The sequence below is a fragment of the Streptomyces sp. NPDC004539 genome, assembly GCF_040610055.1.
Lineage (GTDB): Bacteria > Actinomycetota > Actinomycetes > Streptomycetales > Streptomycetaceae > Streptomyces.
Genome location: NZ_JBEXLS010000019.1, coordinates 209,720 through 224,521 on the forward strand (window position 1 = coordinate 209,720; position 14,802 = coordinate 224,521).

Consider the following 14,802-nt stretch of genomic DNA (forward strand, 5'->3'; position numbering starts at 1 on the left):
GTGCCCCGGGGAGGCGTGCGCCCGCCGGTCTCGTACGGCTCCTCGGGCGGCGGCGCTCAGCGCAGGTGTGACGTCTCGTTCATCAGCCGCACGCTCGCGTTGCCGTCGGCGTAGTAGGCCACCGCGGACAGGGACGCGGCGGAGAGGTCCATGCGGAAGAGGGCCTCGGGCGGGGCGCCCAGGGCGAGGCGGATCAGGGTCTTGATCGGGGTGACGTGGCTGACGACGAGGACCGTCCGGCCGGCGTACGTCGCCGTCAGGCGGTCCCTGGCCTCGGCGACCCGTTCCGCCACCTCCGCGAAGCTCTCGCCCCCGCCCGTCGGACGGGCCTCGGGGTCGCCCAGCCAGACGTTCATGTCCGCCGGGTACCGCTCGCGGACCTCACCGAACGTGAGCCCCTCCCAGGCGCCGAAGTCCGTCTCCCGCAGGCCGTCCTCGACGACGACGTCCAGACCGAGGCGTACGGCGACGGCCTCGGCGGTCTCGCGGGTGCGGGCCAGCGGGGAGGTGACGATCGCCTCGATGGTCCCCCTGCGGGCGAGGGCCTCGGCGACCCGGGCGGCCTGTTCGCGGCCGGCGTCGGAGAGGGCGGGGTCCGATCCGCCGCTGCCCGAGAAGCGCTTCTGGGGGGTGAGGGGGGTTTCGCCGTGTCGGAGGAGGACGAGGGTGGCGGGGGGGCTCATGTCGGGGGCGGCGGTGACGGTTGTGGGGCGGGGTGCGGGGCTGGGGGGTGCGGGGCTGGGGGGTGCGGGGGTTTCGGCGCGGCTCGGGGTAAGGCGGGTTGCGGGAGTGGCGTCCACGGGAGCGGCGTCCGCAGGAGTGAGGTCGGTGGGAATGGCGCCCACGGGAGTGACGTCAGCAGTGCCGCTCGTGGCGACTCCGCCCGCTGGAGCAACGTCCGTAGCAACGCCGCCCGCGGCCTCGCCGTCGTCCACCTCACCGTCGTCCAGCTCGCCCTGTACGGCGACGGTGCTCGCCAGGGTCGTACGGATCGGGTCCTCGATCGGTGCCTCGCCCCGTTGGCCCGCGTCCATCGCCTTGTTCGCCAGGCGGTCCGCGCGTTTGTTCTGGGCGCGGGGCATCCACTCGTAGGAGACCTGGCCGGTGGGGAGGGTCCGGCGGGCCTCGGTGGCGAGGGGGCGGAGGGCGGGGTGTTTGATCTGCCAGCGGCCGGACATCTGCTCGACGACGAGCTTGGAGTCCATCCGGACGCGGACCCTCGCGGCGGGGTTCAGGGAGCGGGCCGCCCGCAGTCCGGCCAGCAGACCGCTGTACTCGGCGACGTTGTTGGTGGCGACCCCGAGGAACCCCGACCGTTCGACGAGCAGCTCTCCCGTACCGGCGTCGACCACGACGGCCCCGTACCCGGCGGGCCCGGGGTTCCCCCGAGACCCCCCGTCGGCCTCGACGATCAGCTCGACGGGGACGCCGACGGCAGGGGCGTCCGGCGTCGAGGGCGGGGCCTCGGCGGGAACGGCGGCCGAAGCGGGACCCGGCGTCGGAGCCGGGGCCTCGGCGGAGACGGGGTCGATGGGGTGGTCGAGCTCGACGGCGGCATCGGGGCCAGGGACGGCGTCGGCATCGGCGCTGGCATCGGCATCGGCATCGGCATCGGCATCGGCATCGGCATCGGCATCAGGATTGGCGCTGGCGTCGGCGTCGGAAGCCAAGGTCGAGTCCAGAACCCCGGCCGGCCCCGGAGCCGCGCCCAGATCCGGCGTCGAGCCGCCCCCGGAGACCACCCCCGAACCCTCGTCCGCCCCCGAAGCCACCCCTGAGCCGTACCCCGAGACAACCCCGAACTCCACGCCCGAACCCCCCGAAATCTCCCCGACCCCGACCCCGGCTCCGACCCCGGCTCCGGCCTCAGCTCCGGAATCAGCTCCGGAACCAGCCTCGCTCCCGGCCCCGACCCCCACCCCTCCTACAGCCCCGACTCGACCGTGCGAACCAGAATCCGTCGGCAGTTCTCGCAGCGCACCACCGCGTCCGACGGCGCCTTGCGGATCTCGGCGAGTTCCGCGGCGGCCAGCTCCTGGCGGCAGCCCTGGCAGGTCCGGGCGTACAGCTTGGCCGCGCCGATCCCGCCCTGCTGCTCGCGCAGCTTGTCGTACAGCTTGAGGAGGTCGCCCGGTACGGCCCCGGCGACGACGCCGCGCTCCTTCGTGACGGTCCCGGTCTCGCCGTCGATCTCCCCGAAGGCGGCTTCACGGCGCGCGGTCGCGTCGTCGATCTTCCCCTGGACCGCCCCGACGCGCTCCGTCAGCTCGGCGACCCGCTCCTGCGCGGACTCCCGGCGCTCCATGACTTCGAGGACGACATCTTCGAGGTCGCTCTGCCGCTTGGCGAGGGAGACGATCTCGCGCTGGAGGTTCTCCAGGTCCTTCGGCGAGGTCACGGCCCCGGAGTCCAGCCGCTGCTGATCGCGCACGGCGCGCTGGCGGACCTGGTCGACGTCCTGCTCGGCCTTCGTCTGCTCGCGGGAGCAGTCGCTCTCCTCGGTCGTCGCGGCGACGAGCAGGTCACGCAGTTGCGTGAGGTCCTTGCCGAGCGACTCGATCTCGGCGTGCTCGGGCAGCGACCGGCGCTTGTGGGCGAGCTGCTGGAGTCGGACGTCGAGGGCCTGGACGTCGAGAAGGCGGTTCTGGTCGGCGGGCGCGGCGTTCAGTTGGGGGCTCCAAAGGGGGATGCGGAATGGCTGGTCCAGGGGTCGGTGACCGTGGCGGAGACGTGGGTGCGCAGACCCCAGCCCTCGCGTTCGGAGACCGCGTCGAGCTGGGCGGCGGCCTGCTCGCACCAGGGCCACTCGGTGGCCCAGTGCGCGGCGTCGAGCAGCGCGAGGGGGTGCTCCGCGCGGGCCTCGGACGCCGGGTGGTGGCGCAGGTCCGCGGTCAGGAACGCGTCGACGCCCGCAGCGCGGACGTACGCGAAGAGGCTGTCGCCGGAGCCGCCGCTGACGGCGACCGTGCGGACGACGGCCTCGGGGTCGCCGGCCACCCGGACGCCCTGCGCGGTGGCGGGCAGCCGTTCGGCGGCGCGGGCGGCGAACTCCCGTACGGTCAGCGGGTGGTCGAGTTCGCAGACGCGGCCGAGGCCACGCCGGCCGTGCGGGTCGGTGGTGTCGGGGACGAGCGGCCGGACGACGCGCAGGCCGAGCGCGCCGGCGAGGGCGTCGGAGACGCCGGGGTCGGCGGTGTCGGCGTTGGTGTGGGCGACGTGCAGGGCGATGTCGTGCTTGATGAGCGTGTGCACGACACGGCCCTTGAAGGTCGACGCGGCGACGGTGGTGGTGCCCCGCAGATAGAGCGGATGGTGCGTGACCAGCAGGTCCGCGCCGAGTTTCACCGCCTCCTCGACGATCTCCTGGACGGGGTCGACGGCGAACAGCACCCGGCCGACCTCCTGCTCGGGATCGCCCACGACGGTACCGACCGCGTCCCACGACTCGGCCCGCTCGGCGGGCCACAGACTCTCCAGCGCGGCGATGACTTCAGACAGACGGGGCACACACCCAAGGCTACCTGCCGGTTCCTGTGGAACATACCGGTCGCACGGATACCTGCGGTGCGGGGGCGGGGGGTGGTGCTCGGGGTGGGGACGGGTGAGGTGGGGGCGGTGTCCGATCAGGGCGGCGAGGGGGTGGGGTGCGGGTGGGGTCGATCAGGGCGGCGGGGGCGAGCCGCGCCGTCTCCGTCGCCGGGTCCCCTCGTCCCCTTCTGTACGTCGCCGGGTCCCCCGCTCCCGTCGTCCCCCTCCCCCTCGGCTCGCCCCCGAGGCACAAAACCCGCCCCCGCCTCAGAGGAATCGCTTCTGCGCCACTCGTACGAGCGAAGTGGGACCCGGTGGTCCCACGGCCGCGCGTACGAAAACTAGCTTCGGCGGCGGAGGTGATCGGACGATGACGGCTTGTGTGATCGAACCGACCGCGGGGGACGCGGAGGGGGCGACGGGAGCGGGTTGCGTGATCACTGCGGACGGGGGGTACGGGGCGCGGCTCGCCCGGGACGGGGACGCGTGGTTCCCGGAGAGATGGTCGCTGGGGGGACCGGAGGCGTACGTCGTACCGCTGCCCGGCGCGCAGCCCGAGGAGGCCGGGACCGAGGTCCAACCCCTCGCCGACGGGCGGGTGTTGATCCATCGGCGGATCGAAGGGCGGCACCTCTTCTCGCTGTTGTACCCGACGGGGCCCGGGACGGGAGAGGTGCAGCTCGGGGCGGTGGAGTGTACGGAGCTGTCGCTGCTGCCGCCCTCGCCGTGCGGGAAGCGGGTGTTCGCGCTCGCGGTGGGCGAGGCGTCGACGGTCGTGTGGCAGGTGGCCGGGGGCGCGTCCGGGCCCGAGCGGCTGGCCGAGGTGCCGGGGCGGTGCGGCGGCGGGGTGTGGCTGGACCCGGACGGGCGGATGCTGGCCGTCGATCGTGAACTGGGCGGGCGCACCAAGGCGGTTGTGGTCGATCTCGGGCGGGACGGGGCTGTGTCGCCGCTCCTCCAGATCACCGAGGAGAGCGACGACCGGCTGCTGCTCGCCGATCCGGACAGCGGGCTCCTGTTGATCCGCTCGGACGCGCCGGGTGAACCCCGGCTGGGGTGGGGGGTGTTGGGCAGTACGCTGCCGGTCCGCTTTCCCGAGTCGCTGCGGCTGCCGGGGTGTTCGGTGACGCCGTTCGCCGTGCAGCCGGGGCAGGTGCTGCTGCCGGAGAGCTGTGCGGTGGCGCTGCGGGTCGACGGGGCGTTCGGGTGCTGGGTGGGGACTTGGCGGGCGGCGGATCGGCGGGTGCGTCAAGTCGGGGCGCCGGAGGGGTGGTTGGCGGGGAGCGGGTGGTGGTCGGCGGAGGGGGTGCTGGGGTTGCCGTACTCGACGGGGGACGAGCCTTGCGGGGTGGCTCGGGTGCGGGTGTGGGAGGGGGTCGAGGTTCGCCGGGAGGGAGTCTGGGGGGAGCGGGAGGGGGTCGGGGGGGAGCGGGAGGGAGTCGGGGTGGGGCGGGAGGGGGTTGGGGTGGGGCGGGAGGCCGCCGTGCCGCGTCCGGTGCCCTTGCAGCAGGCGCCACTCGACAAACTTGTAACGAAGTAGCCGCCCCGCCCGGCACGCCGCCTCGTTCTCAGTGTCGCTCGATAGACTCGCCGCGCTGTAAGAAAGATCATGTTTACGGGGTGGAGCACTTCCGATGAGCGACGCAAGCACCATGCAGCCGCCGTCCACCGAGACGCACGGCACCGAGACGAACGGCCACGGCCGCCACCGCGGACCGCAGTCGAACCACGACGGCGACACCGCATCGCACGGCCGGCACCGCAGGCCGACGGAGCAGGCCGAAACGGCCGCCGCGTAAGGCGGTTCACACACAGCGGGCCTCGCTGGTCACCTCGCGGTGATCGGCGGGGCCTTCGCTCTTCGGGGAGGCCCCTGTGTCGACGTGCGTCTTCTGCGACATCGTCGCGGGCGACGGTCCCGCCGAGATCGTGTACGCGGACGACCGTACGCTCGCGTTCCTTCCCCTGTACCCGGCGGCAGTCGGCCACACCCTGCTGGTCCCCCGGGCTCATGTCCGCGATCTCTGGGAGCTGTCGGAGTCCGAGGCGCACCATCTCGCCTCGGCCCTCGTCAAGTTGGCCCCCGCCCTGCGCCACGCCCTCTCCCCCGACGGGCTGAACGTCGTCAACTCGGCCGGGGCGGCGGCCACTCAGACGGTGTTCCATCTCCATGTGCATCTGGTGCCGCGCTGGTACGGGGACTCGTTCGGCCCGCTCTGGCCGGACCCCGCCGCACGGCTGCCTGCGGGAGACGAGAGGCAGGGGCGGGCGGCGGAGGCGATCAGGAGGGAGTTGGCCGACTGAGGTCCCTCTACTCCCGCCGCAGCCCCAGCACTTCGGCCGCCCCGAACGTCTCCCCGCTCGGCCGCTCGGCGTAGTGCGGTGTCAGGACGGCGTCCAGTTCGTCGTACGTGAACGCGTCCTGTTTGCTGTCGAACTTGGCCCGGACGCGGGGGCGTTCGACGACGGCGACCATGCCGCCGTGCACGACGAGGAGCTGACCATTGATCCGGGCGGCGGCGGGGGAGGCCAAGTAGCCGACGAGGGGGGCGACATGCTCGGGGGAGAGCGGGTCGATCCCCTGGTCCGGTTCCTCGACCGAGGCGAAGACGTCCTCGGTCATCCGGGTGCGGGCACGGGGGCAGATGACGTTGGCGGTGACGCCGTACTTGGTGAGGGCGAGGGCGGTGGAGACGGTGAGCCCGACGATCCCCCCTTTCGCGGCGGCGTAGTTGGGCTGTCCGGCCGATCCCGCGAGGAACGCTTCGGAGGACGTGTTGACGATCCGCCCGTACACCGGCCCCCCTTCCCGCTTCGCGCGTTCACGCCAGTGCGCGGCGGCGAACCGGGTCGTGTTGAAGTGCCCTTTGAGGTGGACGCGGACGACGGCGTCCCACTCCCCCTCGGTCATGGAGAAGACCATCCGGTCACGCAGGATGCCCGCGTTGTTGACGAGGACGGCCAGCTCGCCGTACGTGTCGATCGCCAACTCGACCAGCTCGCGGGCCTGTTGGAAGTCGGAGACGTCGCCGGTGTGGGCGGTGGCCTCGCCGCCCGCCGCGCGGATCTCGGCGGCGACCTCCTCCGCGGGGGTGGCGGACGCCTCGCCGGAGCCGTCGCGGCCGGCCTGTCCGTAGTCGTTGACGACGACGGCCGCGCCCAGCCGGGCCAGTTCAAGGGCCTCGGCGCGGCCGAGTCCGCGTCCGGCGCCGGTGACGATCGCCGAAAGCCCTTCGAGGGGACGGGACATGACGTCGCCTCAGATCTCGATGCAGGTGCGCAGGGCGGTCCCGGTGCGCATCTGGTCGAGGGCCTCGTTGACGTCGGCGAGGGGGACGCGGTGCGTGATGAGCCCGGCGAGGTCGATGCGGCCGGCCCGCCAGAGGGCGATGGTCCGTTCGTAGGAGCGCAGGACGTCGCCGCCGCCGTACATGGACGGGAGTATCCGCTTCTCGTCGAAGAACAGCTCGAACATGTTGAGTTGGAGGAAGTCGTCCATCGCGCCCGCGCCGACGACGACGAGGGTGCCGCCGCGCCGGGTGTTCTCGTAGGCGGTGCGGGCGGTGGCGGAGCGGCCGACGACCTCGAAGACGTAGTCGAACCCCTCGCCGCCGGTGACCTCTTGCTTCGCGCCGGGCAGCTCCTCGGGTGAAACCGCCTTCGTGGCACCGAACTTGAGCGCGGCCTCACGGCGGGAGGCGACCGGGTCGACGGCGACGATCTCGGCGGCGCCCTTGAGCCGCGCGCCCTGGATCGCGGAGATCCCGACGCCTCCGCAGCCGATCACCGCGACGGACGAACCGGCTTCCACGTCAGCGGTGTTGAGGGCCGCGCCGAGCCCCGTCGTCACGCCGCAGCCGATGAGCGCGGCGATGTCGAAGGGCACGTCCTCGGGGATCGGCACCGCGCATCCGGCGTCGACGACGACCTCCTCGGCGAAGGTGCCGGTCCCCGCGAAGCCGAACACATCGCCGCCGGGGCGACGGAAGTTGGGGGTTCCGGCGTTCATGAACCCGGCGAGGCACAGCTCGGTCTGGCCGCGCTTGCAGGCGGGACAGGCTCCGCAGGCGGGCAGCCAGCAGACGACGACCCGGTCACCGACCGCCAAGTTGCCCACGCCTTCGCCGACTTCGAGGATCTCGCCCGCGCCCTCGTGCCCTGGCACGAACGGCCCCGGTTGCGGCAGCACCCCGCTCATCGCGGACAGGTCCGAGTGGCACAGCCCCGTGGCCCGTACCCGGATACGGACCCTGCCGGGCCCGAACCCCACGGCCTCGACGTCGTCGAGGACCTCCAGCTTGTCCTGACCGATCTCGTGCAGTACGGCTGCGCGCATGGCTGCGGCTCCCCTCAAGGCTTCCTGTCAGGACACGCCGGGATCAGGTGAGTTGGGACCAGGCATGTCGGGATCGTGCGTGTCGGGTCGTGCGTGTCCGGTCATGCCGTGTCCGGTCATGCGTGTCGGACGATCGTGTCGGCGAGGACCGCCGCGTCGTCCCGCTCGACGGCGCTCACCGCGACCCGTACGGCCCCCTCGCCGCGCCACATGCGCACGCGCAGCGTCTCCCCCGGGTACACGACTCCGGCGAACCGCGTGTCGTAGGAGCGGACTTGGGTCACGTCTCCGTCCAACACCGTGTCCACGACGGCCTTCAGGGTCATGCCGTACGTGCACAGGCCGTGCAGGATGGGCCGTTCGAACCCGGCGTGCTTCGCGAAGTCGGGGTCGGCGTGCAGCGGGTTGTAGTCGCCGGAGAGGCGGTAGAGGAGGGCCTGGTCCTCGCGGATCGGGCGTTCGACGGTCAAGTCCGGTGCGCCGGTGGGGGGTTCGAGCCGTCCGGAGGGACCCCGGTCGCCGCCCCAGCCGCCCTCCCCCCGTACGAAGATGTGCGCGTCGCCGGTCCACAACGGGCCGTCGGCGTCGGTGACTTCGGTGCGCATGACGAGGACGGCGGCCTTGCCCTTGTCGTACACGGCGGCGATACGGCCGGTGGCGGTGGCGGTGCCCTCGGCGGGGAGCGGGCGGTGGATCGTCAGGGACTGCCCGCCGTGCAGGACGCGGGACAGGTCGACGTCGACGCCCGGCATCGAGAGGCCGCTGATCACTCCGGGGGAGCCGTTTCCGGCGACGGTCGCGAAGCTCGGCAGGACATGCAGGCGGGACTCCAGGGTGTAGCGGAGTTCGTCGGGGTCGGTCGCGGGGCGGCCGGCGCCGATGCCGAGGTGGTAGAGCTGCACGTCCTTGCGGGTCCAGGAGATCTCGCCGGTGCGGGGGGCGGCGGCGAGGGCTTCGGCTGCGTCGATGGGCAAGGGGGCTCCCTGGGGGCCGGGCTGCGGTGCGGGGTGCTGCGCGGGCTGTCGGGCGGGGTGCTGCGCGGGCTTCGGTGCGGGCTTCGGTGCGGCTTGACCAAGACCTCGGTACGGCTGTCCGCACCGTCGGCCGCACCGAGGTCGTCACGGTCCGGAATGGAACCTGTTCCAGTCCGGCGCCCTAGGTATAGCCGAGGGCAGTTTGATTGTGAAGGCTCCTGACGAGTCATCAGATCCAGCCTCCATGCGGGGGCTCACGAGGTGTGACATTTGTACTGCTGGAGTCGGTACGGACGGTTCTGCCGGGTGGGGGCGGGAGGCGCGTAGCGTCGTGACTCACAGCAATCGGGCAAGCGGCGGCACAGCCGGACGGGGGAATCGCGGAATGAACAGGACGGACAGGAAATGCGGGCCGGGGAGAGCGACCGGCACCAAGGACTTCTCGCTGAGCGGCTTCAGCATGCTCCCCTGGCTGCTGATCGGCGTCGGCGCCTTCTCGAACCTCCTCCAGGCCGAGACCCCGAACCCCTGGATCGGCGGCCTGGGCCTGCTCACCTTCAACTCGCTCTACATCTACGTCGTCTTCCGCGCCTTCCTCCGCGAGACCAGAGAGGCGACGTCGACCCGGTTCGCCCTCGCGCTGCTCGCCCTGGTCACCTGCGCCCTGGCGATCGGCTACGGCGGTACGTGGCTGCTCTTCTTCCCCCTGCTCGGCCTGGCGACGGGCGCGGCGGTGAGGATGCCGCACCTCCGCTGGGTGAGCCTCGCCCTCGCCACCCTCGCGGGGACGGTCGGCGTCCTGCGGGAGGGCTGGGGCAGCCTGGACACGGCGTACACGACGTGGATCTCGACGCTGGTGACGGCGGCCGTCCTCTCCCTCGCGGACACCGTGCGGGAACTGCGCTCCGCCCGCGAGGAGCTGGCGAGGCGGGCGGTGGAGAAGGAACGCCTCCGCTTCTCCCGGGACCTGCACGACCTCCTGGGCCACACCCTCTCGGTGATCGTCGTGAAGTCGGAGGCCGCCCGCCGCCTGGCCCCCCGGAACCTGGAGGCGGCGCTGACGCAGATCACGGACATCGAATCGGTCGGCCGCCAGGCGCTCACGGAGATCCGCGAGGCGGTCACCGGCTACCGCGAGAGCACCTTCACCACCGAGCTGGACCGCTCCCGCTCCACCCTCACCACCGCCGGCATCTCCCCCACCATCACCGAGTCCGGCCCGCCTCTCTCCCCGCAGACGGCGGCCCTCCTCGGCTGGGTCGTCCGCGAGGCCGTCACCAACATCGTCCGCCACAGCGGAGCGACCCACTGCGCGATCGTCCTCACGGGCACCCCGGACCGGGTCCGCCTGACGGTGACGGACGACGGCCCGCTCCTCAAGGTGCCTCGGACACCCCGGACGACCGGACCGGCGACTGCGGACAGGGACGACAGGAGCATCGCCCGCGACACCGAGGGCCCCGGCGACAACGCCGGCTCGTGCAACGCCGACGGCACCGGCGGCTCGGGCGACCCCGGCAAAGTCGGCGACTGCGGCGACCAGGCCGACCCCCTCAACCCCCCGACCCTCGGCACCGGCCTCATCGGTCTCCGCGAACGCCTCGCGGCGGCCGGCGGCACGCTGGAAGCCGGCCCGGGAGTGCGAGGCGGGTTCACGGTGACGGCCGAGCTGCCGACGGAGGCCGAGGAGTACGACGGCGGCGGCAGCCGATGGGACCCGGTGTTCGGCGCCGGAAGCGTGGACGGCTGGCACCCCGAACCCTGTGCGCCGGGCGTGTACACCGTGCGCCCCACCCTGGAGTCCCGTCACACCGCGCCCTCCCCGGGCTCCGGCCCTAGGCTGTCCCCGTGACCAGCAGCCCCCTGAACTCGCCGTACGTCCCGAGGGACCCGGCCGCGAGCGAGATGCCGAGCAGTCACCGTCCCTCGAAGTCCATCCGGGTACTCCTCGCGGAGGACCAGGGCATGATGCGAGGCGCGCTGGCGCTGCTGCTCGGGATGGAGCCGGACATCGAGGTGGTGGCGCAGATCGGCGCGGGGGACGTCATCGTGGACACGGCGCTGATGTGCCGCCCCGACGTGGCCCTCCTGGACATCGAGCTGCCGGGCAAGAGCGGGCTGGACGCGGCGGCGGAGTTGCGGGACGAGGTGCCGGACTGCCGGGTGCTGATCCTGACGACGTTCGGGCGGCCGGGGTATCTGCGGCGGGCGATGGACGCGGGGGCGGCGGGGTTCCTGGTGAAGGACGGGCCGGTGGAGGAACTGGCGCAGGCGATCAGGAAGGTGCTGATGGGGGAGACGGTGGTGGACCCGGCACTGGCGGCGGCAGCGCTGACCGCCGGCCCGAACCCGCTGACCACCCGGGAGCGCGGGGTCCTGGAGGCGTCGGCCGACGGCGCGACCGTGGCGGACATCGCGGAGAGGCTGATGCTGTCGGAGTCGACGGTCCGCAACTACCTCTCGTCGGCGATCGGAAAGACCGGCACACGCAACCGCACGGAGGCGCTGCGGGAGGCTCGGCAGCAGGGTTGGCTGTAGCGGGGCGGGTCGGCCGGAGGGAACGCGGCAGTCGGTCGGACCTCGGGGGACGTGTGACCAGTCGGCCTCGCGGAACGCGGAGCCAGCGGGACACGGGAGCTATCCGGCCTTACGGAACAACGCCGTCCACAGGAAGTCCTTGCCGAAGTACGGGGACTCCTCCCCCGGCTCCCCCGCCTCCCCTTCCCCTTCCCCTTCCTCCCGCATCTTCCGGAGTTCGACCTCGGTCAGCTCTCCGAAGATCCCCCGCAGTGAATCCGCCGTGTAGGCGAGCCCTCCCTTGAGGCCGCCCTCCCGGTAGAACGCGGCGTCGGAGAGTTCCGATCCCATGCCTCCGGCGGCGAAGCAGGTCAGTCCGAAGTACCCGCCGGGTGCGAGGGCCCGGTCCAGCAGACGCAGGTAGCTGATCCGACGGTGCGGAGGCAGGTGATGGAAGCAGCCGGAGTCGTAGACGAGGTCGTAGGGGCCGGGGAGTTCGGTGCCGACGAGTTTGAAGGCGTCGCCGAGATGGAAGCGGACGTCGACGCCGGACTCGCGGGCCCGTTCCTCGGCCCACCGGATGGCGGCCGGGGAGATGTCGACGGCGTCGACGTGGTAGCCGTGGGCGGCGAGGTGGCGGGCGTTGCGGCCGGGGCCGCAGCCGAGTTCGAGGGCGCGACCGCCGGTGAGGGGGCCGTGTTCGGTGAGGGCTGCGAGGTTTTCGTCGGGTTTGTCGACGAAGAAGGGGACGGGGCGGGAGCGGTCCGCGTAGAAGGTGTCCCACCAGTCGCCGCCGGCGCCGCCGCTCCACCGGTCGGCCTCGGGGGCGAAGAGGCTGTCCAGCAGGTCGAGCACGTCGTCGACGGTACGTATGTTCCGGTCCATCCGGCCCCCTTCCCCACCAGGTCATTTTACGGGCCACGGCATGCGCGAACCGGGGCAACTCCCCTGGCCGCGCAGGCCACTTCACCGCTTGCGCAGCACCCGGAGGGACCCCGTCACGCCGATCTCCTCGAACTCCCCGGAGTCCAGCGCCCGGAGGTAGATCCGGTAGGGCGCCTGGCCGGTGAACTCGTCCTCGGGGTCGGGGAAGACGTCGTGGATGACGAGGAGTCCGCCCTCGGCGAGGTGGGGCGCCCAGCCCTCGTAGTCGGCGGTGGCGTGCTCGTCGGTGTGGCCGCCGTCGATGAAGACGAGTCCGAGGGGGGAGTTCCAGAGCCGGGCGATCTGCGGGGAGCGGCCGACGAGGGCGACGACGTGGTCTTCGAGGCCGGCCCGGTGGAGGGTGCGGCGGAAGGTGGGCAGGGTGTCCATGAGGCCGAGTTCGGGGTCGACGGTCTCGGGGTCGTGGTACTCCCACCCCGGCTGCTGCTCCTCGCTGCCCCGGTGATGATCGACGGTGAGCGCGACGACCCCTGCGCGCCGCGCGGCGTCCGCGAGCAGCACGGCGGACCTCCCGCAGTACGTCCCCACCTCCAGCAGGGGCAGCCCCAGCTCCCCCACCCCGACAGCCGCCGCGTAGAGCGCCAGCCCCTCGTCCTCGGGCATGAACCCCTTGGCCCCGAGAAAGGCGTCCAGAACCTCCGGGCCGGGCCGAGTCACGAGAGCGTCCATGAGGGTTCCTTCCGGAAGTACGACGAGTGCGCCCCCATGCTGTCGCACCCCCACCCCACCCCGACCAGCACCCCCTCACCCCGGTACACTCGCGACAACACCACGAACGCCGCCCTGCCAGAACGGGCCGGGCAGAGCGCCACCACCCCACACCCCCGCACGAGCCCGACCCCGGCGCGCAGGGCCGCGAGGACGTCGAACTCCCGGGGCCCCCGCGAGCACGGCCCGGCAACGTACAACTCCCTGGCCATCCCCGGCGGAGGCCGCAGCCCCGCACCCATCCCGTGCGCCCACGGATCGGAATCCCCAGCCCGATCCACCACCCACCGCCCACCACCCACCACCCGGCCCACGGCCCCCGGCCCCCGGCCCCCGGCCCCCGGCCCCCGGCCCCCGGCGACAACCTCCCGCGTCAGGCAGCGCCCCCACGGCCCAGCCGGTCGCTCCGGGTATCCCAATCCCCCCAGCTGCCCCATACATGTCCGCCAACAACCGGCGCCCCCTCCGCAACCAACCGAACCACTCCACCCCCACCACCGCGTCCAACACCCCGCCGACCACCACACACCCCAACACCAGCCACCCCCACAGCCCCCGCACCCCCTCACACCACCGCCGCAGCCAACAGACCGAACGCCCCCACGATCACCGCGACGCGCGCATAGTGCCAGCGCAGCCAGCGGTTGAGTTGTTGCTGCCAGTCGGCGGGCCGGTTCTCCGGGGTCCACGTCTTGCCTCGGTTGTTGATCGGGACGAGCAGGAGGACGGACATGAGCACGCTGAGGATCAGCAGCCCGGCGGAGATGACGACGAGGGTGGTGCCCTGTCGCCCCCACCCGGCGGCGGCCCAGACCGCGACGAGGACGAGCGAGCCGATGTACCAGACGGGCATGAGGGCGCCGAGCATGCGTCCCCCGTGGGCGTGGCCGAGCTGACCGGCGTCGCCGGGGAGCGCGTTGAGGATCGGGTTCATGACGAAGGCGACGGAGAACTCCACCCCCACCATCACGCCGACGACCACGATGGTGACGACTTCAAGCGCAGAGAGCATGACGACCTTCCAGTTTTCTAGCGCCGCTAGCTGATGAGGCAACGCTAGACCTGCCACAGCTCGATTGTCTAGCGGTGCTAGCATCAAGGCATGTCGGTACAGGAACGCAAAGAGCGCGACCGGGCCAACCGCGAGCGCCTCATCATCGCGACGGCCCGTGAACTCGCCGAGCAGCAGGGCTGGGACGCGGTCACCACCCGCCGCCTGGCCGAGCGCATCGAGTACAGCCAGCCAGTCCTCTACAGCCACTTCCGCGGCAAGCGCGAGATCATCGGCGCCGTGGCCCTGGAAGGTGCCACGGAGATGGCGGCGGCCATGCGCGCGGCGACCGCCGCCGTACCGGACCCCCGTACCCGCGTCACCGCCCTGGCCCGCGCGTACCTCGACTTCGCCCAGCGCAACCCCGCGGTCTACGACGCCCTGTTCCAGCTCGACGGCGGACTCGCGTACGCGCGGGAGGACACCCCGGAGCCCCTGAAGGACGCCTTCGCCGCCCTCCTGGAAACCCTCACCGAGGTCGCCGGCGACGGCGTCCGCCCCGGCCTCTTCACCGAACTCTTCTGGGCATCCCTCCACGGCCTGGCCACCCTCACCCGAGCCCGCCGCCTCCCCCCGGAGGACACCGAGCACAGGGTGGAACTCCTGGTCTCCCGCCTGGCCATCACCTGACCCCACCCCACCGAGGCCCCCCTACCCCCACCGCCCCCGACAACCGCGCCCCAAAGCCCCGGCACTTCCCGGGTGCCGGGGGCGCGGGCCGGGGGGTCGGCGGCGGGCGGTGG

General features: G+C 72.5%; 15 protein-coding genes. 6 read left to right on the top strand and 9 right to left on the bottom strand.

Translation table 11 applies throughout. The features are described from left to right. Positions 1–56: 56 nt before the first annotated feature. From ABZX85_RS33400 to ABZX85_RS33410, 3 genes are all read right to left on the bottom strand, one after another. Positions 57–1,415, bottom strand: coding sequence for a bifunctional RNase H/acid phosphatase (locus tag ABZX85_RS33400; protein WP_355877047.1), 1,359 nt, complete (start codon positions 1,413–1,415; stop codon positions 57–59). A gap of 509 nt (positions 1,416–1,924) precedes the next feature. Then, entirely contained in the window at positions 1,925–2,668 is a 744-nt protein-coding gene (locus ABZX85_RS33405) for a C4-type zinc ribbon domain-containing protein (RefSeq protein WP_355877050.1), read from the bottom strand. Next, positions 2,665–3,507 (bottom strand): Nif3-like dinuclear metal center hexameric protein, encoded by an 843-nt coding sequence (locus ABZX85_RS33410; protein ID WP_355877005.1) that lies wholly within the window; start codon positions 3,505–3,507, stop codon positions 2,665–2,667. Before ABZX85_RS33410 ends, ABZX85_RS33405 begins: the two co-directional genes overlap by 4 nt. Positions 3,508–3,898: 391 nt before the next feature. Here ABZX85_RS33410 and ABZX85_RS33415 point away from each other — a divergent pair, with 391 nt between their 5' ends. The 3 genes from ABZX85_RS33415 to ABZX85_RS33425 all read left to right on the top strand — a co-directional run bounded on the left by ABZX85_RS33415 (position 3,899) and on the right by ABZX85_RS33425 (position 5,832). Further along, positions 3,899–5,068 (top strand): hypothetical protein, encoded by a 1,170-nt coding sequence (locus tag ABZX85_RS33415; protein WP_355877008.1) that lies wholly within the window; start codon positions 3,899–3,901, stop codon positions 5,066–5,068. Between the two features lie 94 nt (positions 5,069–5,162). Further along, complete coding sequence (locus tag ABZX85_RS33420) at positions 5,163–5,327, top strand: hypothetical protein (RefSeq protein WP_355877011.1); 165 nt, start codon at positions 5,163–5,165, stop codon at positions 5,325–5,327. Between the two features lie 76 nt (positions 5,328–5,403). Then, positions 5,404–5,832: an HIT family protein gene (locus ABZX85_RS33425; RefSeq protein ID WP_355877014.1), complete on the top strand. Its 429-nt coding sequence runs from the start codon at positions 5,404–5,406 to the stop codon at positions 5,830–5,832. A 7-nt stretch (positions 5,833–5,839) separates the two neighbouring features. Here ABZX85_RS33425 and ABZX85_RS33430 read toward each other — a convergent pair whose 3' ends face one another. From ABZX85_RS33430 to ABZX85_RS33440, 3 genes are all read right to left on the bottom strand, one after another. Continuing rightward, on the bottom strand, positions 5,840–6,778 hold the full coding sequence (locus ABZX85_RS33430) for a 3-oxoacyl-ACP reductase (protein ID WP_355877017.1): 939 nt from the start codon (positions 6,776–6,778) through the stop codon (positions 5,840–5,842). A 9-nt stretch (positions 6,779–6,787) separates the two neighbouring features. Then, complete coding sequence (locus ABZX85_RS33435; protein ID WP_355877020.1) at positions 6,788–7,864, bottom strand: Zn-dependent alcohol dehydrogenase; 1,077 nt, start codon at positions 7,862–7,864, stop codon at positions 6,788–6,790. Positions 7,865–7,980: 116 nt separating this feature from the next. After that, positions 7,981–8,838 carry a MaoC/PaaZ C-terminal domain-containing protein gene (locus ABZX85_RS33440; protein ID WP_355877023.1) on the bottom strand — a complete coding sequence of 286 codons (858 nt, stop codon included), beginning with the start codon at positions 8,836–8,838 and terminating at the stop codon, positions 7,981–7,983. 460 nt (positions 8,839–9,298) lie between these two features. On the opposite strand from ABZX85_RS33440, the gene ABZX85_RS33445 reads away from it, so the two are divergent. Beyond that, positions 9,299–10,690, top strand: a complete 1,392-nt coding sequence (locus ABZX85_RS33445) for a sensor histidine kinase (RefSeq protein ID WP_355877053.1) — start codon at positions 9,299–9,301, stop codon at positions 10,688–10,690. Between the two features lie 53 nt (positions 10,691–10,743). After that, a complete protein-coding gene (locus ABZX85_RS33450) occupies positions 10,744–11,376 on the top strand; it encodes a response regulator transcription factor (RefSeq protein WP_355877056.1) in 633 nt (210 codons plus the stop codon). A gap of 99 nt (positions 11,377–11,475) precedes the next feature. Here the strand turns inward: ABZX85_RS33450 and ABZX85_RS33455 are convergent, their stop codons facing one another. The 3 genes from ABZX85_RS33455 to ABZX85_RS33465 all read right to left on the bottom strand — a co-directional run bounded on the left by ABZX85_RS33455 (position 11,476) and on the right by ABZX85_RS33465 (position 14,020). After that, positions 11,476–12,240, bottom strand: coding sequence for a class I SAM-dependent methyltransferase (locus tag ABZX85_RS33455; protein WP_355877025.1), 765 nt, complete (start codon positions 12,238–12,240; stop codon positions 11,476–11,478). Between the two features lie 81 nt (positions 12,241–12,321). Further along, positions 12,322–12,969, bottom strand: a complete 648-nt coding sequence (locus tag ABZX85_RS33460) for a class I SAM-dependent methyltransferase (protein ID WP_355877028.1) — start codon at positions 12,967–12,969, stop codon at positions 12,322–12,324. 604 nt (positions 12,970–13,573) lie between these two features. Then, positions 13,574–14,020 carry a DUF1772 domain-containing protein gene (locus ABZX85_RS33465; protein WP_355877030.1) on the bottom strand — a complete coding sequence of 149 codons (447 nt, stop codon included), beginning with the start codon at positions 14,018–14,020 and terminating at the stop codon, positions 13,574–13,576. 90 nt (positions 14,021–14,110) lie between these two features. On the opposite strand from ABZX85_RS33465, the gene ABZX85_RS33470 reads away from it, so the two are divergent. Further along, positions 14,111–14,689, top strand: a complete 579-nt coding sequence (locus ABZX85_RS33470; protein WP_355877033.1) for a TetR/AcrR family transcriptional regulator — start codon at positions 14,111–14,113, stop codon at positions 14,687–14,689. Positions 14,690–14,802 lie beyond the last annotated feature (113 nt).

Bases quoted from the DNA above. Each gene is read 5' to 3' on its own strand.
- ABZX85_RS33465 (WP_355877030.1), bottom strand. From the start codon at position 14,020: ATGCTCTCTGCGCTTGAAGTCGTCACCATCGTGGTCGTCGGCGTGATG.
- ABZX85_RS33420 (WP_355877011.1), top strand. From the start codon at position 5,163: ATGAGCGACGCAAGCACCATGCAGCCGCCGTCCACCGAGACGCACGGC.
- ABZX85_RS33445 (WP_355877053.1), top strand. From the start codon at position 9,299: ATGCTCCCCTGGCTGCTGATCGGCGTCGGCGCCTTCTCGAACCTCCTC.
- ABZX85_RS33415 (WP_355877008.1), top strand. From the start codon at position 3,899: ATGACGGCTTGTGTGATCGAACCGACCGCGGGGGACGCGGAGGGGGCG.
- ABZX85_RS33450 (WP_355877056.1), top strand. From the start codon at position 10,744: ATGCCGAGCAGTCACCGTCCCTCGAAGTCCATCCGGGTACTCCTCGCG.
- ABZX85_RS33435 (WP_355877020.1), bottom strand. From the start codon at position 7,864: ATGCGCGCAGCCGTACTGCACGAGATCGGTCAGGACAAGCTGGAGGTC.
- ABZX85_RS33460 (WP_355877028.1), bottom strand. From the start codon at position 12,969: ATGGACGCTCTCGTGACTCGGCCCGGCCCGGAGGTTCTGGACGCCTTT.
- ABZX85_RS33470 (WP_355877033.1), top strand. From the start codon at position 14,111: ATGTCGGTACAGGAACGCAAAGAGCGCGACCGGGCCAACCGCGAGCGC.
- ABZX85_RS33430 (WP_355877017.1), bottom strand. From the start codon at position 6,778: ATGTCCCGTCCCCTCGAAGGGCTTTCGGCGATCGTCACCGGCGCCGGA.
- ABZX85_RS33455 (WP_355877025.1), bottom strand. From the start codon at position 12,240: ATGGACCGGAACATACGTACCGTCGACGACGTGCTCGACCTGCTGGAC.